We start from the raw sequence: 17,757 nt of genomic DNA, 5'->3' as shown, positions 1-17,757 counted from the left end.
GCAACTCGGCAGGCCCGGTCGGGTGATTTCGGCATGTTGAACGCAAACCCTGACTTCTCGCGCCAAAGCTGCACTCGGTATCCCGTCTTGCCTTTCACATATGCCCATGGGATGCCCGCCGATGCCGTTGCGTCAACCACGTTCCGGGCGAATGATGCGCCGCCCGCCCGCACCGATCGGCTTCGTCGGTACGGGCGACGGTAAAGAAAGCGTATGGTCTAGTCCAAAGTGCATCCTGGACTAGACCAACCTATTGACGTGGTCGCGACAGCTCCCGGAGGCTGGGGCAACTCTCCCCCCACCCCTCTGGAGGCAGGCAGTGAGACGTCTTCGCGCATGTCTGGGCGCGGCGGCCGCCGTCGGGCTCGCCGCGGCGGGCACGACCGCGCTCGTCGCGGGCAACGCCTCGGGCGCGACCACCGCATTGAGCAACCGGTGGTACGCCGCCGCCCCCTATCTGATGCCCCTGGACAACGACCCGCCGGACCCGGCGGCCATCATGGACGCCACCGGCCTCAAAGCCTTCCAGCTCGCCTTCGTCCTCGCCCCCAACGGCGGCGGCTGCTCCCCCACCTGGGGCGGCACGGCGCCCGTCTCCTCGGACACCGCCGTCCAGTCGGTCGTCAACACGATCCGCGCCAAGGGCGGCGACGTCTCCGTCTCCATCGGCGGATACGGCGGCACCAAGCTGGGCCAGACGTGCCCGGACGCGGCATCCACGGCGGCGGCCTACCAGCAGGTCATCACCAAGTACGGGCTGCACGCCATCGACTTCGACCTGGAGGAGCCGGAGTACGAGAACACGGCGGCGATCAGGAACGAGATCGGCGCCGCCAAGATGCTGCAGCAGAACAACCCCGGCCTCTACGTCTCCGTCACCACGGCGGGCACCGCGGACGGCACCGGCTGGTTCGGCAAGCAGATGCTGCTGGAGGCGAAGTCGCAGGGGTTCACCCCGAACAACTTCTCCATCATGCCGTTCGACGGCGGGTTCAACGGGGCGGCCTCCCAGACCGGCGCCCTCACCAACTTCAACTCCATCCTGCAGTCCACCTTCGGCTGGGACCAGGCGACCGCCTACGCCCATGAGGGCTTCTCCGGGATGAACGGCCGCAGCGACACCGGCGAGTACTTCTCCCAGGCCGACTTCCAGACCGTCCTGGACTACGCCACGAGCCACAACATGGACCGCTTCACCTTCTGGTCCCTCAACCGCGACCGCCAGTGCACCCCCGCCGACAACGGCGGCCGCACCTCCGGCACCTGCTCCAGCGTGGCCCAGAACTCCTGGGACTTCGCCAAGTACTCGGTGAGGTTCGCCGGAGCCACCCCGCCCCCCGCGCCCACTCCCACGCCGACGCCACCGGGCACCTCGTGCAAGCCGGCCTGGAGTGCCACGGCGGTGTACACGAACGGCAACGAGGTCTCGTACAACAAACACAACTGGAAGGCCAAGTGGTGGACCCAGAACGAGGTGCCCGGCGCCTTTGAGTGGGGTCCCTGGCAGGACGAGGGCGCCTGCTGAGGCGGCCGGGCCCTCAGGGCACGTCGCCGCGCCAGTCGTAGCGGCGGCCGTCGCTCGGACGGGGCGCGTACAAGGCCCGGCCGCCGGGGCCGTAGCGGCCTATCTCGGTCACCAGCGCCACCTGCTCCCCCGGCGACCCGTCGGACCGGTCCGTCAGGTCCAGCAACAGCCCGTCCAGCGGTCCCCCGACCAACTGCACATAGGTGTGGCCCGGCCGGGGGCCCGCGTCGTCGTGATCGGCCCCGTACACCCTGCCGCGCATGAACTCCTGCTCATCCATGGTGTGCAGGGTCGCAGGCACCACTGACAACGGGCATTCGCGTGAGGTCCCCTCCTCGGTCGGGTCGAACATTGCAGACGAGGTGTTCGACACCGAGGTCGCGGTAGCCGGCGAACCCCTTCGATGTCCGCGGGCTCGCCCGTGAGCACCGGTCGGTGCGGGTCCGTCGCGGTGGTCTCGGCGAGCGGTACGACGTGCACGCCGGCGGTCAGCCCCAGGGACGACGGCTCCCGGCCGACGTCCGCGCAGGCGGCCCGCACCTTGTCGAGGACCCAGGAACAACGGCCGTCGAAATCCAGACCGAACACCTCGAATTCCGGCCGGTGCCGGCCGGAACCCAGTCCGAGAATGAGCCGACCGTTGCTGATGGAGTCGGGCGTGGCCGCCATTTTGGCGAGGACGGCCGGATTCCGGAAAGCGGTGCAGAGGACGAGCGTGCCCAGTTCGATCCGGTGGGTGGCCCCGGCCGGCGCACTGAGCGTCGTCCAGGATTCCGAGAATCCCTCGGTGGGGCCGTCACCCTCACGAAAGAGCAGGTGGTCGAAGCACCAGACCGAGTCGAACGCGGCCGCCTCCGCCTGCCGGGCAGCGTCACACCGACCTTCATGGACCCGCGCCCCCCGATTTATCAAATGGGCCACTTCAGGCAATGGCGGGGAGTCTGGCAGGGAATTAGAAGATCGCTATGTCTTCGTCTTCCCGGATTCACGGGAAAGGCTTCTGCTCATTCTTGATGGAGACGATGCGGGAGAGCTATACAAACGTTCGAGGAAAACGGCGGAAACCCGCGGTCCGGAATTTCCCTGCGCACCACCGAGGGCCGGGCTCGGCAGGGTACCCGGAGCGGTCCCCGGCAGCCACTCCCGGCGTCCGTGGCACAGCCCCAGGACGATCGCCGCGCCCACCGCGATCAGATGCTCACGGCCGGCCAGGTTGGGCACCGCGATCGACTCCCACACCATCGACCCGCCGGTCAGGCTGAAGACGACGGGCGCGCGCCGGATCACCGCGATGTAGGTGAAAAGGCCGACCACCGCCGCGGACGGCCCGGTGTCGAGCACCTTCCCGCACTCGGGCGGCAGCCCGAAGCCCCACCAGCCGGGACCCAGGGCGATCATCACCCGGGCGGTGAGCGTGCCGGCCAATGTGGTGGCGTAGGCGACGAACAGGGTTCTGGCCCGGCCGAGCGAGAGTTCGGCCAGGGCGAAGGCCAGGAACAGCTGGGTGATGCCCGCCCACACCGGCAGATCGAGCGCAGGCACGTACAGCGACACCGGCGTGCGCAGCAGGGACAGCCACAGCGGCAGGTCGGCCTTGACGCCCCCGAGCAGCCACACCGCTCTCGCCCCGGCCGGGTGCTGGGCGATGTCGTGGAAGAAGACGACCCCGAACGCGGCCACGAAGGCCAGGAAGAGCCCGGACAGCCTGCGTCGCAGCAGCTGCCGTAAGGGTTCGACGATGATGCCCCGCCACTCGTCCCGCAGCACACGCCAGACCCACGACACGACCCGCGAGACCGCGGAAGCCGACTCCCCACCCACTCCAGCACTCATGAACTCCCCCTGGCAGGGGCTGTCCGCCGGTCACTGTTGCCTCCCGCCACCGTATAGACGTGTGGATCACACCTCGGGTTGACTCATGTCCCGTCATGACTGTCATGTCCTCAAGGTGCAGGCGGCCAATTGGTCCCATAACGTGGTAGTTGGAGCGTTCCAGGGTCCGCCTCTCCCGTGTCGCGAGGTTCGGCGGTAGATCCCGTCACCGCAAGAATCACCGCACCCCCTGGAGACAACATGGCCACGGATCTTGCCGTCCCCCGCCCTGCCGCGGTCTACGCACTCGCCGCCATACGGCTCTTCAACGGTGCCGCGGGACTCCTGGCACCGGATCTCCTCATCCGTCGCCTCGACCCCGGCCGCGAGCCGCCCAGCCCGGCGGCCGTCTACGCCTTCCGGCTCTTCGGAATCCGTACGGTCCTGCTCGGCCTCGCCCTGCTGGCGCACGACGGCGAGCAGCTGCGGCAGGATCTGTCCGAGGGCGTGCTCATCCACGGCAGCGACACCGCGACGGCGGCGATGCTCGGCATCAGCGGCCAGGTCCCGCCCCGCACCGCGGCGCTGACCACGCTCATCTCGGCCGGCAATACCGTGCTGGCGGCCACCTCGCTCACCAACCCCCTGAAGGGGAAGCGGAAGTGACCGCGGAGCCCGGCGCCGCTCCGGCCGCCGAGACGGGTTTCGACTATGTCGTCATCGGGGCCGGCGCGGGCGGCGGGCCGCTCGCGGCCAACCTGGCCGCCGCGGGCATGCGCACCCTGCTGCTCGACGCGGGTGGCGCCGAGGAGAACGACAACTATCTGGTGCCCGCCTTCCACGCGGACGCCTCCGAAGACCCCGTCCAGTGCTGGAACTACTTCGTACGGCACTACGCCGACGATCAGCAGCACCGACGCGACAGCAAGTTCGTCCCGGGCAAGGGCATCCTGTATCCGCGCGCCGGGACGGTCGGCGGATGCACCGCGCACCACGCGCTGATCACCGTGTATCCGTACAACCGTGACTGGGACGCCATCGCGGCGGAGACCGGCGACCCGTCCTGGCAGAGCGCCGCCATGCGCCGGTACTTCGAGCGGCTGGAGCGCTGCGCCTACCGGCCGAGGCCCAAGGCACTGCCCGACAGCCCGGTGCTGGCCGCGTTGCTCAGACGCGTGCCCTTCGTGGCCGCGCGCTACCGCAACGACGCCCGGCACGGATTCGACGGCTGGCTGCCGACCGCCCTCGCCGACCCCGAACTGGCAGTCCAGGACAAGCAGTTGCTGAAGGTCATCCTCTCCGCGGCGCAGGACACGCTCGCCGACTTCCTCGACCGGCCGCTCTCCCCGCTCGAGGGGCTCGGCTCCTTCGTCGACCCCAACGACTGGCGGGCGCAGACCCATGCGCTGCAGGGCCTGTGGCAGATCCCGATCTCCACGGCGGACGGGCGGCGCAGCGCTGTGCGCGAGCGCGTCCAGGCGGTGCAGCGCAGCCACCCCGGCAATCTGGTGGTGCGGACGAACGCCCTGGCGGCCCGCGTCGTGGTGGACGCGAGCGGTGCGGCGACCGGTGTCGACTACCTCGACGAGGCACACGTGTACGGGGCCGACCCGGCCGTCCGGCCGGTCACCGGAGCGCCGGTGCTGCGCAGGGTCCTCGTCTCCCGCGAGGTGATACTGGCCGCCGGTGCCTTCAACACGCCCCAGCTGCTGATGCTCTCGGGCATCGGACCGCGTGCGGAGCTGCAGGCGCACGGGATCCCGGTGCGCGTCGACCTCCAGGGCGTGGGCGCCAATCTGCAGGACCGTTACGAGGTCGGCGTGGTCAGCCAGATGGACCGCGAGTTCCCGGTCATCAAGGACTGCGGCTTCCATGCGCCGCAGCCGGGAACCGAACCCGACCGCTGCTACCGGGCCTGGCAGCGCGGCGAAGGCCTGTACACGACCAACGGCGCCGTCCTCGGCATCACCCGCAAGTCCCGGCCCGAACTCGACGTACCCGACCTGTTCATCTTCGGCGGCCCCTTCGACTTCCGGGGCTACCGTCCCGGTTACTCGCTCGACCTGACGGGTCACAAGGACCGCTTCACCTGGGCCATCCTCAAGAGCCGCACCCACAACACCGGGGGCCGGGTGCGACTGCGCTCCGCCGACCCGCGGGACACCCCGCTGGTGAACTTCCACTACTTCGACGAGGGCACGGACAAGGCCGGACTGGACCTCGAAGCGGTGGCCGGTGCGGTGGAGTTCGTGCGCGGCATGAACCGCAGGGCGGGGTCCGTGATCCTCAAGGAGCTGTGGCCCGGTGAGGAGGTCGACGGCCGCGACGACATCCGCCGCTTCGTCCAGGACGAGGCCTGGGGACACCACGCCTCCTGCACCTGCCGGATGGGACGCGCGGACGATCCCTCGGCCGTCGTCGACAGCCGTTTCCGGGTGCGCGGGGTGAAGCGCCTGCGAATCGTCGACGCCTCGGTCTTCCCCCGCATTCCCGGCTTTTTCGTCGCCTCCCCCATCTACATGATCAGTGAGAAGGCGAGCGACGTGATCCTCGGCGACGCCGCCCGCGCCTGAACCGGCGCGGGCTCGTCGTCCCCGACGCGAGACGAGCAGGAGCCAGCGAAGGAGCAGCACGATGAGCAAGCAACGACGCGCCGCAGGGGGGTCCGCGACAGCCGGATACCGTACGTCCCTGCCCTGGCGGATCATCACCGACCTCGCCGAATACGCCGACCGCCGCATCGGCTGGGACAAGCTCCCCGTCATCGCGGGCCTGCTGACGCTCCTCGGACTCCGGGTCAGGCTCCGGCAGAAGAACCTGCACGACACCGGCGTCCTGCCCTCGGTCGATCTACCCGATCCCGCGCCTCCTTCCGCGAGCCACCGGATCAACCGGACAGCGGACGGCAGCCACAACGACCTCGGTGAACCCCGCATGGGCATGGCGGGTACCCGCTTCGGCCGGAACATCCCCCTGGAGTCGATCGCCCCGGCCGCGCCCAAGGACGTGCTGTCCAGGCCGAACCCGCGCCAGGTCAGCCGCGAGCTGCTCACCCGTGACGAACTGGTCCCGGCCGAATCGGTCAACTCCCTGGTCGCCGCCTGGCTGCAGTTCATGATCCGCGACTGGTTCAGCCACGGTACGAGCCCCGCGGACCGGCCCTGGGAAGTGCCCCTCATGGACGACGACCCGTGGCCGGAACACCCCATGAAGATCATGCGGACCCCGGACGACCCGACCCGCGACCCACTGGCGCCGGCCGGCACGCCCGACACCCGCGTGAACGTGTCCTCCCACTGGTGGGACGCGTCCCAGATCTACGGGAAGAACGAGGCCGAGCAGCGCCAGATGCGCACCGGCCGGACGGGCAAGCTGCATCTGTGGGACGACGAGCAGTCCCCCATCCCCTCCGACCCGTCCCAGGACCCCTCACAGGTTCCCGGCTTCTGGCTCGGCCTGGCCATGATGCACGACCTGTTCACCCGGGAGCACAACGCGATCTGCGACCATCTGCACGCCATCTACCCGTCCTGGGACGACGAGGAGCTGTTCCAGCGCGCCCGGCTGGTCAACGCCGCACTCCTCGCCAAGATCCACACCGTGGAGTGGACCCCGGCCGTGATCAGCCACCCCACCACCGTCAAGGCGCTGCGCGCCAACTGGTGGGGCATCGCCGGCGAACGCGCGCACAACCTCTTCGGCCGGATCAGCGACAGCGAGGTCATCAGCGGCATCCCGGGCGGCAAGACGGACCACTACGGCGTCCCGTACTCCCTCACCGAGGAGTTCGTCGCCGTCTACCGCATGCACCCGCTCATCCGTGACGAGTGGCACCTGCGCTCCGCCACGGACGACTCGTCCCTGCGCCACTGCACCCTGCGCGACATCTCGGGCCCCGGAGCACTCAAGTTCCTGGAGACCACGGAAATGTCCGATCTGCTCTACAGCTTCGGCACGCTGCACCCGGGACTGGTCACCCTGCACAACTTCCCCAAGTTCCTGCAGGAGTTCGAGCGCCCCGACGGTCACTTCCAGGACCTGGCCGCCACCGACATCCTGCGCTCCCGGGAGCTGGGCGTCCCCCGCTACAACGAGTTCCGGCGGCTGCTGCGGCTCAAGCCCGCGGAGAACTTCCTCGAGCTGACGGAGAACCGGGCGTGGGCCGAGCAGATCGAGTGGCTCTACGACGGCGACATCGAGAAGGTCGACCTGATGGTCGGGCTGTACGCGGAGAAGCTGCCCGCCGGATTCGCCTTCAGCGACACGGCGTTCCGCATCTTCATCCTGATGGCCTCGCGCCGGCTGAACAGCGACCGGTTCTTCACCGAGTACTACACCCCCGAGGTGTACTCCAAGGCAGGCATGGCCTGGATCGACGACAACAGCATGGTCACCGTGCTGCTGCGCCACCACCCCGAACTGCGCACGGCCCTCGCGGGACTGACCAACGCCTTCGTGCCGTGGCACACCGCCGGCCGGACGGGGACCTGAGATGGCGGCGGAGGAGCGGTCCCGCGAGCAGCGGGACCGCCAGGTCGCGGCGGCCGCCACGCGGTATCGCGAGACCAGCGACCAGCGGCAGGCCGTGGAGCGACAGCGGGACGCCGGAGTGGACTTCCCCGACTCACCGCAGGCAATCGCCGCGCGCGCCGCGCGCCTGCTGGACCGGCATGCCGTGCCGGCCGCCCTGGTGGTGGAGGCCGTACGCGCGCAGCCGCTGGCCGCACCCGCCGCGTACGAGCGCATCCTCGGGGTGTCCAAGGAGCTGCAGGCGTGGAGCTTCCTGCCCCGCGGCCCGGGCGGCGCGCACCGTCGCCCGGATCTCACTTCGGGAGAACGGCCGCGAACTGCCGCTCGGCACCGGTTTCCTGGTGTCGCCGAACCTGCTGATGACCAACCATCATGTGCTCACCGACGCGGACGCGGCCCGGCAGTGCTTCGTGGAGTTCGACGCCCAGGTCACCATCGACAACACACCGCAGCCGGTGACCCGCCTCGAGCTCGATCCCGGCGGCTTCTTCGCCGCCGACGAGCGCCTCGACTTCGCCCTGGTGATGGTCGCCGCCGGACCGGACGGCCGGCCGCCCGGTGAGACGTTCGGCTGGAACCGGCTCAGCGCCCAGCCGGGAAAGCTCGTCATCGGCGAGCCGGTCAACATCGTCGGGCATCCGATGGGCCGCCTCAAGGAGATCGCCGTCCGCGACAACATGCTCCAGCTCCGGCTCGACGACTTCCTGCACTACAAGACGGACACCGAGCCCGGCAATTCGGGCTCCCCCGTCTTCAACGACCAGTGGGAGGTCGTGGCCCTGCACCACAGCGGTGTGCCCAGGACCGACGACCAGGGCCGCACGCTGCGTCGCGACGGGCAGGTCTGGCAGCCCGCCGACGGCGACGACGCCATCGACTGGGTGGCCAACGAGGGGGTGCGCGTCAGCTCCGTCCTGAAGCACCTCGCCACGCTGCGCCCCGGTTCCCCGCTGCTGCGGGAGATGGGTGCCGAGTCCGGCCTGGGCGCGGCGGAGGCCGTGACCGCTCCCGCACCGGCTCCCGCGGTGTCCGTACCGCGCCCGGCAGCCGGACGGACCGTCGCGCCGGCGGGACTTCGGGCCCGGGGCGGAGCGTTCGGCGGCCATCGGCACCTGGTCTTCCTGCACGGCCGTTCCCAGGAGGGCAAGGACCCCGAGAAGCTCCGCCGCGAGTGGGCGGCCGGGCTCAATCAGGGGCTCGTCCGCGCCGGGCTTGCGCCGGTCGACCCCGCCGATGTCTGGTTCCCCTTCTACGGCGACCGGCTGGTGCAGGCCCTCACCGCGCACGAGGCCGTCCCGCACGTCGTCGAGGCGCCGGCCGCCAGGGCGGCGGAGGTGGTCGCGCCGGCCTCGCCCACCGCCCGCGCGGTGTACGAGGAGATCATCGGCGAGGCGGCCGCCGCCTGGGACATGCCGCAGGAGAGGCATCTGGCCACCGAACGGATCGGCCTGCCGGACGTGGTGGGCAGGCTGCAGAAGCAGCTGAGCTGGCTGGCCGCCCGCAGCGACGTCGACGCGTGGGCCATCGCCCTGGTCTTCCGTGACGTGGCCGCCTACCTCGACGACCGGCGCATCCGGGACGAAGTGCTCGACTGTGTGCTCGAAGCGATGCCGGACGAGGGAGACGTGGTCCTCGTCAGCCACAGCCTGGGCACGGTCGTCGGCCTGGACCTCACCACACGGCTGTCCCCCGGCGTGCACGCCGTGCACCTGACCACGGCGGGCAGCCCGCTGGGCCTGGACAGTGTGTACCGCAGACTGCTCGTAGGCGGGCCGAAGCGGCCCGACAACGTGGCGGACTGGCTCAACGCGTGGTGTCCGACCGACGCGGTGGCCATCGGCTGCCCGCTGGCCGACGACTGGGCGGACGGACTGGTCGACCTCGCCGTCCTCAACGCCCGCGACCGGGCCCACAGCATCGTGGAGTACCTCTCCCACGCCGAGGTCGCCTCGACGATCGGCGGCCACCTCGTGGCCGGGTGACTCCGCACGGCGCGCGCCGGCCCGATGGGCCGGGCGGGTGACGGTCGGGAGCGGACGCGAGTCCCCCCGCCGTGCGCCTGATCGCCCGTTAGGCTGGCGCCGCCCCACCGGACCCGATCTTCCCGGAGACAGGCCTGGCAACGATCAACCGCGAACGCCTCGTCAGAACGCTGACGTTCTGGCTGCGTCCTGACTTCGCGTTGCGCGTCATCAACCGGTTCCAGAAGATCGTGGGTTTCGACCGCTCGATGGCTCTGGCGTCCAGCGCGCTGACGGCGCTGATCCCGCTCGCGATCGTCCTCGGAGTCGTCTTCGACAACATCGCGCACGGCAATGACGTCGCGAACCGCATCATCACCCGCTACCACCTCACCGGGGGCGGCGCCGAAGCGGTCACCTCCCTCTTCACGCCCGCCGGGGAGACGAGTTCGAGCGTGGGCGTGTTCGGGGTGGTGTTCCTGACCATCTCCGCGCTGAGCTTCGCACGGACCTCGCAGCGGCTGTTCGAACAGACCTGGGAGCTCAAGCCGCTCAGCGTGCGCAACACCCGCAAGGGCCTGTGGTGGATTCTCGCCCTGGGTGGCTATCTGGCGGTCAGCGGCTGGCTGTACGCGGTCCTTCCGCCGGGACGGCTGGGTCTGGCCGCCGCGCTGTGCGACGTGCCGGTGACCGCGGGCTTCCTCCTGTGGAGCGGCCGGCTCCTGTCCGCCAACCGGATCGGCTGGGTCGACCTGTTCCCGTTCGCGGTGACCGCGTCCCTGCTGACCGGGGTCTATCAGGTGGGCGCGACGGTCTACATGCCGCGTCTGTTCAACTCCTACGCCTCCCGGTACGGCTCGGTCGGAGCCGTGTTCGCGATGATCTCCGGCCTCTTCGGCGCCATGCTCGTCATCGTCGGGTCCTCCGCGATCGGGCGTGAGGTACGGGACGAACTCGGCCGGATCCGGCGGGGACAGCGCCCCTCGGAGAGGGAGGTCCGCCGCCAGTGGGACAGCGTGGTCGCACTGGCACGCTCACGCTGGCAGTCCGCCCGGGAACAGATCCCGCACCGCCGGGCCAAGGAGTAGCTCCGGCACTCGGCCCGACGTCCGGTGCGGCAAGGGCCGGCAGGGCCTAGGGGAGCAGGTCGTCGAAGGCGATGGTCAGATGGCGCGGGCCACGCAGCACCGCGTTCGGGCGGTACGGCGGCGGGTCCTCGACCAGACGGGGGTTGCCGAGCCGGCGGGCCAGTTCCGACAGCGCGATCTGAGCCTCCAGGCGGGCCAGCGGGGCGCCGAAGCAGCTGTGGATGCCGCTGCCGAAGCCGAGGTGCTGGATGTCCCCGCGGTCCGGGTCGAAGCGGTCGGGGTCCTGGAAGCGCTCCGGGTCCCGGTTGCCCGCCGCGAGGACGAGCCAGATGCGGGAGCCCTTCGGGATGGTGACCCCGCGCAGCTCGATGTCGGCGATGCAGGTGCGCTGCGGCACGAGCTGTACCGGTGGCTCGTAACGCAGCAACTCCTCCACGATGTTGACGGACAGTCCGGGATCGTCGCGCAGGCGCTGCAGGACGTCCGGGTGGCGCAGCAGGGTGAGCATGCCGTTGGTGATCAGGTTGACGGTGGTCTCGTGGCCCGCGATGAGCAGCAGCACCGCCGTGCTGAGCACTTCCATCATCGTCATGGCGCCGTCCGGGCCGCGGCTGGTCGCCAGGTCGGTCAGCATGTCGTCGCGAGGATTCTTGGTGCGCTCCTCGACCAGCCCGGCCAGATACATGCCCAGCTGCATCCGTGCTTCCTGCGCCGACTTGCGGAACTCGGCGGTGGCACTCTCGCGGGTGTCCGGATCGAGAGAGGCGACGAGCGGGTCGACCCAGGCGCGGAATCGCGGCTCGTCCTCGCGCGGCACTCCGAGCAGCCGGCAGATCACGGTCACCGGGAAGGGGTAGGCGAACTGGTCGACGAGGTCGATCTGCCGCTCGTCCCCGAGGCCGTCGATCAGATCGGAGACGATCTGGGCGAGTTCGCCACGCATGGACTCGATCCGACGGGGCTGGTGCGGCGGACCGAAGGCACTGTTGGCGATGCGCCGCAGCCGGTCGTGCTCCGGCGGGTCGAGCCGGATGAAGCTCGGCGGCAGCCCCGTCTCCTCGATCCCCGCCTGGTCGTCGCCCGCGGCGGCGAGGTTGGCGGCGTCGGAGCTGATCCGCGGGTCGTGGAGCAGGCCCTTGATGTCCCAGTACGAGCTGATGACGTACGGACCGCCCTCCTCGTCCTGCAGCACCGGCGTCTTGTGGAGCTCCTTGTACAGCGGATACGGGTTGGCACGATTGGAGTAGTCGGTGATCTGCCGCAGGATCGAGGCTTGCGTCATGAGGGGTCCTTGGGCGTGCAGGTCCGGGCGGACGTCGAGCGGGGCCGGCCGTCGGTCAGTGCCGGGCCGGGGTGAAGACCAGTTGGCGGTCGGCCGGTGAGTAACCGCTGAGGGTCACGGTCGGGCCGTGGGTCGGCAGCGACGGATCGGGGAAGTCGGCCGCTACCGGCGTGCGGCCCTCGGGACGGCGGTCCACCGTGGGGAACTCCACCGGGAACGGCGCGCCCGTCTCGATCATCCGCTCGTAGAACTCCAGCCACCGCGTGTTGTCGAAGCTCACGGCGGCGATGATCCGGCCCTGGTAGCCGTACACCCCGACGAAACGGCGCTCGGCCAGCGAGCCCTGCGTGATCATGAGCTCCTCGCCCATGGGCGGTACGCCCACCGACTTGATGTTCACGCCGAACTGCGACGACCAGAAGGCGGGCACCCACAGGTGTGGGCGGCGATCGCTGCTGGGGCTGATCATGTTGTGCGCGGCGGTCTCGGCCTGCGCGACGGCGTTGCCCCAGTGTTCGAGGGAGAGGAACTGGTAGCCGAACAGCGCGTGCGGGGACCGTGCGACGTCGCCCGCGACGAAGATGTCGTCGGTGACGATGCCCCGGAAGTCGAAGGCACGGCAGCCCGCATCGCAGGCGATGCCCCGGGGGCCCGCGCCGAGCCCGGATCCGGTCAGCCACTCGGTGTTGCGGGTGGCGCCGAGCGAGACGACCACGACGTCCGCCTCCACGACGCTCTCGTCGGACAGATGGACGGCGCGCACCCGGCCGACCGAGTCGCCCTCCAGCGCGGTGACCATGACGCCGGTGCGCAGGTCCACTCCGTTCTCCCGGTGCATGTCCGCGGCGACCGCACCGATCACCCCGCCCAGGGCACCCGCCAGGGGCGCGCCCGCACGCTCCGCGAGGGTGACCGGGATGCCCTGCTCCCGGCAGGCGGAGGCGATCTCCGAACCGGTGAACCCGGCGCCGATGACGAACACCCGGCGCGGACCGGCCTTCAGCCGCCGGTGCAGTCCGACCGCGTCGTCCCGGGTGCGCAGCACGAAGACGCCGTCGAGCTGGGCCTCCGGCTCCTTGGGCCAGGGCCGGGCCCGTACGCCGGTCGCGATCAGCAGGCGGTCGTACTCGACCTCGTCGCCGTCGGCCAGCCTGACCCGCTTCGCCGTCATGTCCAGGCCGGTCGCGGGGACGCCCAGGCGCCACTTGGCGTCGATCTCGCGGCGCCGGGGCAGCTCGGTGTGGCGCGGGTCCGCCTTGCCCAGCAGAACCGCCTTGGACAGCGGCGGCCGGTCGTACGGCTCGTAGGGCTCGTCGCCGATCAGGGTCAGCGAACCGGCGAAGCCCTCGTCGCGCAGCGTCTCGGCGGCCCGCAGTCCGGCGAGCGAGGCGCCCACGATGACGATCCGGCCCTCGCGCCGGAGCCAGTCCAGGTAGTCAGCCGGCATCGGACGACTCCCGAGCGGGTGCCGAGGACGCGCCGCCCACGCCGTCCAGCCCGTCGGCCGTGATGGCCTGCACGGGGCAGGCGGCGACCGCGCGCGCGAGCCTCTCGCGCTGCTCCGCCTCGGCCCGCGGGTTGTAGACGAGCGACTCCTCGCCGTGCATGGCGAAGACATCCGGTGCGAGGAACGCGCACTGCGCGTACCCCTGGCATTTGTTGAGATCGACGACAAGCCTCATCGACGCTCCGCCCTTTCGGCGGCCAGGTCCGTCGGCGCTCCACCCGCACGGCGGGCAATCGCCTCGGGACTGCGGTCATCTCCCGCACGCCAGCATGGAAGCCGGGACGTGGCCGCGCGCGCCGGGACATGCCGATCGGGTGACACCGCGCGGCGGTGTCCTCACCCGACCGTGGCGGCCCGCCGGCGACGACCGTTCACCGCGAGGATGTATGCGCTCAACAGCAGCGACCATCCCGGGAACACCAGCTCGGACCAGGGGAGGTTCGGCGCGATGAAGAGCAGGGTCAGGGCGGTGAGGAAGCCGAGCGCGGTGAGCCATCTGGGCAGGACGCCGAGGCGGCGCCCCAGCACCGAGAGGGAGCCCGCGAAGACAGCAGCCATGCGCATCGCATACCCGGTCATCAGCGTGTACGCGAAGTGGCGGCCGAAGTTCCAGGTGGGCAGCCCGGGGGCGGCGCCGGAGGGCTGATGGGTGGCCAGCACGGCCCAGGCCGCCGCTGCCGCGCCGAACATGGTGGCGGTGAAGACCAGGCCGCTGCCGAGGAAGACGGTGGCGAGGAACTTGTCCTCGGCGTCGCCGACATGGGCACGTACGGCGCCGACGAACCACAGGAAGAAGATACCGGCGAACGGCACCAGCTCCAGGGCCGCGCGCACTGCACCGCGTCGCGCCGAGTCGGTGAACCCCTGGACGGTGACCGCGTCGGCGCCTTGGGGAATCCCGAGCCGGATCAGGACGATGGCGGCCGCGAGCAGCAGCGCGAAGACGATCCCCGCCAGCCCGGCTGCCCGCGGGGTCTGCAGTGCCTGCTCCCCCGGCCCGATGTTCTGCATGCGCGGCTCGCTTCCTCTCCGGCGGTTCCGGCGGCCCCCGCCACCAGCAAGCCTCCTCCCCACCGGACCCGCCACCGGGAGACACCCGTACGGCACAGAGCCCGGTCCGTCACCTGCGGGGAGCCGCGGCCCGCAACCGCCCCGTCATCGAGGCGCCCGGACGCGCAGTGCCGTCACGGTCCAGGTGAGCAGCGGGGCGAGGTGTTCCGGGGCAGGCCAGCCGTTGATCAGGGCGAGCAGCTGGAAGTAACGGTCCCTGCGCGGATCGATCGCGGTCTCCAGACGCTCCAGCAGCCACCGCCGTGCTTCGGCGTCGTCGGCGCGGACGCCGGCGAGCGCGCACCGTGCGGTGAGGGTCGCCACGACGGCGTCGGCCCGGGGCGATTCCGGGCTCATTCCGGATGCCACGGCAGCGCCCACCGCGTCGCGGGCGACGGCGACGACGTCGGGTCGCGGCGGGACGGGGCCGTCATCGGCCGGCCCGGCACTCTGGTCCTCGGCCAGGCGCCGCACACTGGTCCGGAAGTCCGGGTCGAGGGACAGTTCCGCCAGCTCCACCCATGCACCGACCTGCTCGTCCGAGGGGTTGTCGGGCAGCTCGGGAGTCATCGAGCGACGGGCCGCGGCAAGGCCGGAGTTGTCGCCCGGCCCGGCGGGGCCGTTGAAGACGGCGTCCAGGAAGTCGTCGGTCAGACGCCTGCGTTCGGCTTCGGACAGCTTGGCCAGTTGGTGCATGCGTTCCATCTCCTCGGGGGTCGGCTCCCGTTCGGCCACGGCCGTCAGCACCGCCCGGCGCAGGCGCAGGACGCGGATCTGCATGTCCAGCGCGGCGGCGTGCTCCGCGGCGACCTCGGGGAGGGCGAGTTGCCGGTCCACGACGTGCCGTATCGCGTCCAGGCCGAGTCCGAGTTCACGCAGCGTCCGCACGAAGGCGAGGCGGGCGACGGCTTCGGGGCCGTAACGGCGATAACCGGCGGGGGTGCGGTCGGCCGGCGGCAGGATGCCGCGATCGGAGTAGAACCGGATCGTCTTGACCGTCAGCCCGGTGCGCCGGGCGAGCTCACCGATCGAGTAGAGGGTGCCGCCGTCCATGCCCCCACCTTGCTGTCTCCCCCAGCGGGAGAGTCAAGTCTGCACCCCGGCCCGCCCGCAGAGCCCACTCATCCCCGTCGCCCGAACCCGTCGGCCGCGGTCGTCATGTCCTGGGTCCCGATGACCGAGAGAAGCTCCAGCTGGGCGGCGCCCTCGGTGCCGGGCGGAGCGGTGAACCAGAGCAGGCGCTGGCGCCCGTCCTCGCTGAACAGGCTGTGGCAGTCCAGCTCGATGACGCCGAGCGCGGGGTGGACGATGCGCTTGTGGTCCGTCCGGCGCAGCGCGACGTCATGGGTGTCCCAGAGGGCGGCGAACTCCTCGCTGCGGCGGCGCAGCGCGGCCACCATCCGGGTCACCTCGGGATCGCTGCCCCGCTTTGCGGCGACCGCCTGGAGGTCGGCGACGAACACCCGGGAGTGATGGGGGTGGTCCTCCCGCGGGTAGAGGCCACGGGACTCGGGGTCGGTGAACCAGCGGTGGACGAAGCTCGCCGCGGGTCCGCTGACGGCCGGGGGCGGGCCGACGAGCGCCGCGGCCAGTGGATTCTGTACGAGCACCTCGTGCAGGTCGGTGATGACCTGGGCGGGGGTGGTGGTCAGCCGGTCCAGCAGCCCGAGCAGGGCCGGCTGGACATGGGCGGCCGGGCCGTGCGTCGCCGGGGGCAGCGGCCGGTCGGCGAGGTGGAAGAGGTGGTCGCGTTCGTCGCCGTTCAGCCGTAGCGCGCGGGCCAGCGCGGCCAGGACCTGCGGGGAGGGCTGGGCGCCGCGACCGCGTTCCAGCTCGGTGTAGTAGTCCGCGGACAGCCCGGCCAGCTGGGCGACCTCCTCGCGCCGCAGTCCGGGCACTCGGCGCCGGGGACCGGCGGGCAGACCGACGTCGGCCGGGCGGATCCGGTCGCGGCGGGACTTCAGGTAGGCGGCGAGCTCCGATTGGTTCACTTGTCCATGGTCACGCCTGACGGCGGGCGGAACCAGGGGTTGCCGACCCCAGGGTGGACACAGCCGTGGTTGTCGCGGGGACTGAGGCCGAGGGTTGAGACGCAGGCAGGGCGACGCCGGGTCGCCCGGCGCCACGGACCACGCGTCGTGGCGCCCTCGTACCGCACCTTGCGCAGGAGTCACCATGTCCACCCAGGAAACCGCCGCAGCCCCCACCGTGTCCGAGGCGCCCCGCGTCGCCGTCGTCACCGGCGGCTCGCGCGGCATCGGCCGTGAGACGGTGCGTCGGCTGGCCGCCGACGGATACGCCGTCGTGGTCGGGTACGCGGGCAACCGCGACCTGGCCGAGGCCGCCGTCGAACAAGCCGTCGCGGCCGGTGGCCGGGCGGTCGCCGTCCGGGCCGATGTCGCCGACGAGGAGCAGGTGGCCGCGCTGTTCGCCACCGCCGGGTCCGAGTTCGGCGGGGTCGACGTGGTCGTCCACGCGGCCGGCCGGATGTACCTGGCCCCGGTCGCCGAGCTGGACCTGACCGAGCTCGACGCGATGCACCGCACCAACGTCCGCGGAACGTTCGTGGTCGCCCGGCAGGCCGCCCGGACGCTTCGCGCCGGCGGGGCGTTCGTCACCTTCTCCACCTCCGTGGTGGGCCTGGCGTTCCCCGGGTACGGCGCCTACAGCGCGAGCAAGGGCGCGGTCGAGGCGCTCACCATGGTCCTCGCGCGTGAGCTGCGCGGACGGGACGTCACCGTCAATGCGGTCGCTCCCGGTCCCACCGCCACCGATCTCTTCCTCGAGGGCAAGGACGAGGAGACCGTCGCCCGGCTGGCCGCCCAGCCCCCGCTGGAGCGGCTCGGCACCCCCGCGGACATCGCCGAGGTGGTGGCCTTCCTCGCGTCGCCGGCCGGTCACTGGGTCAACGGCCAGGTCGTGCGCGCCAACGGCGGCATCGTCTGACCGACTGCGGCATCGTCCAGGGCATCGTCCAGCCGCCCGGACGCGCCCGCCACTGT

At 71.1% G+C, this 17,757-nt stretch carries 17 protein-coding genes; 7 read left to right on the top strand and 10 right to left on the bottom strand.

The window, feature by feature from the left end:
- The first annotated feature begins 319 nt into the window (after window positions 1-319).
- Entirely contained in the window at window positions 320-1,525 is a 1,206-nt protein-coding gene (locus Q8A52_RS40565; RefSeq protein WP_316761494.1) for a chitinase, read from the top strand.
- 13 nt (window positions 1,526-1,538) lie between these two features.
- Here Q8A52_RS40565 and Q8A52_RS40560 read toward each other — a convergent pair whose 3' ends face one another.
- The 3 genes from Q8A52_RS40560 to Q8A52_RS40555 are packed head-to-tail and all read right to left on the bottom strand — an operon-like array spanning window position 1,539 to window position 3,358.
- A complete protein-coding gene (locus Q8A52_RS40560) occupies window positions 1,539-1,787 on the bottom strand; it encodes a hypothetical protein (protein ID WP_361620427.1) in 249 nt (82 codons plus the stop codon).
- Window positions 1,679-2,446 (bottom strand): LLM class flavin-dependent oxidoreductase, encoded by a 768-nt coding sequence (locus tag Q8A52_RS49320; RefSeq protein ID WP_408649339.1) that lies wholly within the window; start codon window positions 2,444-2,446, stop codon window positions 1,679-1,681. Before Q8A52_RS49320 ends, Q8A52_RS40560 begins: the two co-directional genes overlap by 109 nt.
- Window positions 2,447-2,488: 42 nt before the next feature.
- Window positions 2,489-3,358: a hypothetical protein gene (locus Q8A52_RS40555; protein ID WP_316761491.1), complete on the bottom strand. Its 870-nt coding sequence runs from the start codon at window positions 3,356-3,358 to the stop codon at window positions 2,489-2,491.
- 240 nt (window positions 3,359-3,598) lie between these two features.
- Between Q8A52_RS40555 and Q8A52_RS40550 the strand changes: the two genes are divergently transcribed.
- The 3 genes from Q8A52_RS40550 (at window position 3,599) to Q8A52_RS40540 (ending at window position 7,828) form a co-directional block, all read left to right on the top strand.
- A complete protein-coding gene (locus Q8A52_RS40550) occupies window positions 3,599-4,003 on the top strand; it encodes a hypothetical protein (RefSeq protein ID WP_316761487.1) in 405 nt (134 codons plus the stop codon).
- Window positions 4,000-5,910, top strand: coding sequence for a GMC family oxidoreductase (locus tag Q8A52_RS40545; RefSeq protein WP_316761485.1), 1,911 nt, complete (start codon window positions 4,000-4,002; stop codon window positions 5,908-5,910). The genes Q8A52_RS40550 and Q8A52_RS40545 overlap by 4 nt, the downstream gene beginning before the upstream one ends.
- Window positions 5,911-5,971: 61 nt before the next feature.
- Complete coding sequence (locus Q8A52_RS40540) at window positions 5,972-7,828, top strand: peroxidase family protein (RefSeq protein ID WP_316761483.1); 1,857 nt, start codon at window positions 5,972-5,974, stop codon at window positions 7,826-7,828.
- A 133-nt stretch (window positions 7,829-7,961) separates the two neighbouring features.
- Here the strand turns inward: Q8A52_RS40540 and Q8A52_RS40535 are convergent, their stop codons facing one another.
- The gene (locus Q8A52_RS40535; protein ID WP_316761480.1) at window positions 7,962-8,234 is read right to left on the bottom strand and encodes a hypothetical protein; all 273 of its coding nucleotides are present in this window, start codon (window positions 8,232-8,234) and stop codon (window positions 7,962-7,964) included.
- Between Q8A52_RS40535 and Q8A52_RS40530 the strand changes: the two genes are divergently transcribed.
- Together Q8A52_RS40530 and Q8A52_RS40525 are read left to right on the top strand one after the other, a co-directional pair.
- Window positions 8,227-9,849, top strand: coding sequence for a trypsin-like serine peptidase (locus Q8A52_RS40530; protein WP_316761477.1), 1,623 nt, complete (start codon window positions 8,227-8,229; stop codon window positions 9,847-9,849). The two genes, Q8A52_RS40535 and Q8A52_RS40530, sit on opposite strands and share 8 nt — an antisense overlap.
- A gap of 200 nt (window positions 9,850-10,049) precedes the next feature.
- Entirely contained in the window at window positions 10,050-10,916 is an 867-nt protein-coding gene (locus tag Q8A52_RS40525) for a YhjD/YihY/BrkB family envelope integrity protein (RefSeq protein WP_316761475.1), read from the top strand.
- A gap of 46 nt (window positions 10,917-10,962) precedes the next feature.
- On the opposite strand, the gene Q8A52_RS40520 is transcribed toward Q8A52_RS40525, so the two are convergent.
- From Q8A52_RS40520 to Q8A52_RS40495, 6 genes are all read right to left on the bottom strand, one after another.
- The gene (locus Q8A52_RS40520; RefSeq protein WP_316761473.1) at window positions 10,963-12,198 is read right to left on the bottom strand and encodes a cytochrome P450; all 1,236 of its coding nucleotides are present in this window, start codon (window positions 12,196-12,198) and stop codon (window positions 10,963-10,965) included.
- A gap of 55 nt (window positions 12,199-12,253) precedes the next feature.
- The gene (locus tag Q8A52_RS40515; protein WP_316761471.1) at window positions 12,254-13,645 is read right to left on the bottom strand and encodes an NAD(P)/FAD-dependent oxidoreductase; all 1,392 of its coding nucleotides are present in this window, start codon (window positions 13,643-13,645) and stop codon (window positions 12,254-12,256) included.
- Window positions 13,635-13,880, bottom strand: coding sequence for a ferredoxin (locus Q8A52_RS40510; protein ID WP_316761468.1), 246 nt, complete (start codon window positions 13,878-13,880; stop codon window positions 13,635-13,637). The genes Q8A52_RS40515 and Q8A52_RS40510 overlap by 11 nt, the downstream gene beginning before the upstream one ends.
- 161 nt (window positions 13,881-14,041) lie before the next feature.
- Window positions 14,042-14,716 (bottom strand): hypothetical protein, encoded by a 675-nt coding sequence (locus Q8A52_RS40505; protein ID WP_316761466.1) that lies wholly within the window; start codon window positions 14,714-14,716, stop codon window positions 14,042-14,044.
- A gap of 144 nt (window positions 14,717-14,860) precedes the next feature.
- On the bottom strand, window positions 14,861-15,808 hold the full coding sequence (locus Q8A52_RS40500) for a MerR family transcriptional regulator (RefSeq protein WP_316761464.1): 948 nt from the start codon (window positions 15,806-15,808) through the stop codon (window positions 14,861-14,863).
- Window positions 15,809-15,876: 68 nt separating this feature from the next.
- Complete coding sequence (locus tag Q8A52_RS40495) at window positions 15,877-16,746, bottom strand: helix-turn-helix transcriptional regulator (protein WP_316761461.1); 870 nt, start codon at window positions 16,744-16,746, stop codon at window positions 15,877-15,879.
- A gap of 184 nt (window positions 16,747-16,930) precedes the next feature.
- On the opposite strand from Q8A52_RS40495, the gene Q8A52_RS40490 reads away from it, so the two are divergent.
- A complete protein-coding gene (locus Q8A52_RS40490) occupies window positions 16,931-17,701 on the top strand; it encodes an SDR family oxidoreductase (RefSeq protein ID WP_316761457.1) in 771 nt (256 codons plus the stop codon).
- Window positions 17,702-17,757: the final 56 nt, after the last annotated feature.

The sequence above is a fragment of the Streptomyces herbicida genome, assembly GCF_032656585.1.
Classification (GTDB): Bacteria; Actinomycetota; Actinomycetes; order Streptomycetales; family Streptomycetaceae; genus Streptomyces; species Streptomyces herbicida.
This window is presented reverse-complemented; position numbering and strand designations above follow the sequence as displayed.

What these genes read in the sequence shown, in the direction of transcription:
- Q8A52_RS40505 (WP_316761466.1), bottom strand. Translation starts at nt 14,716, where the DNA reads ATGCAGAACATCGGGCCGGGGGAGCAGGCACTGCAGACCCCGCGGGCA.
- Q8A52_RS40490 (WP_316761457.1), top strand. Translation starts at nt 16,931, where the DNA reads ATGTCCACCCAGGAAACCGCCGCAGCCCCCACCGTGTCCGAGGCGCCC.
- Q8A52_RS40500 (WP_316761464.1), bottom strand. Translation starts at nt 15,808, where the DNA reads ATGGACGGCGGCACCCTCTACTCGATCGGTGAGCTCGCCCGGCGCACC.
- Q8A52_RS40530 (WP_316761477.1), top strand. Translation starts at nt 8,227, where the DNA reads ATGACCAACCATCATGTGCTCACCGACGCGGACGCGGCCCGGCAGTGC.
- Q8A52_RS40560 (WP_361620427.1), bottom strand. Translation starts at nt 1,787, where the DNA reads ATGCGCGGCAGGGTGTACGGGGCCGATCACGACGACGCGGGCCCCCGG.
- Q8A52_RS40540 (WP_316761483.1), top strand. Translation starts at nt 5,972, where the DNA reads ATGAGCAAGCAACGACGCGCCGCAGGGGGGTCCGCGACAGCCGGATAC.
- Q8A52_RS40515 (WP_316761471.1), bottom strand. Translation starts at nt 13,645, where the DNA reads ATGCCGGCTGACTACCTGGACTGGCTCCGGCGCGAGGGCCGGATCGTC.
- Q8A52_RS40550 (WP_316761487.1), top strand. Translation starts at nt 3,599, where the DNA reads ATGGCCACGGATCTTGCCGTCCCCCGCCCTGCCGCGGTCTACGCACTC.
- Q8A52_RS40510 (WP_316761468.1), bottom strand. Translation starts at nt 13,880, where the DNA reads ATGAGGCTTGTCGTCGATCTCAACAAATGCCAGGGGTACGCGCAGTGC.
- Q8A52_RS40555 (WP_316761491.1), bottom strand. Translation starts at nt 3,358, where the DNA reads ATGAGTGCTGGAGTGGGTGGGGAGTCGGCTTCCGCGGTCTCGCGGGTC.
- Q8A52_RS40520 (WP_316761473.1), bottom strand. Translation starts at nt 12,198, where the DNA reads ATGACGCAAGCCTCGATCCTGCGGCAGATCACCGACTACTCCAATCGT.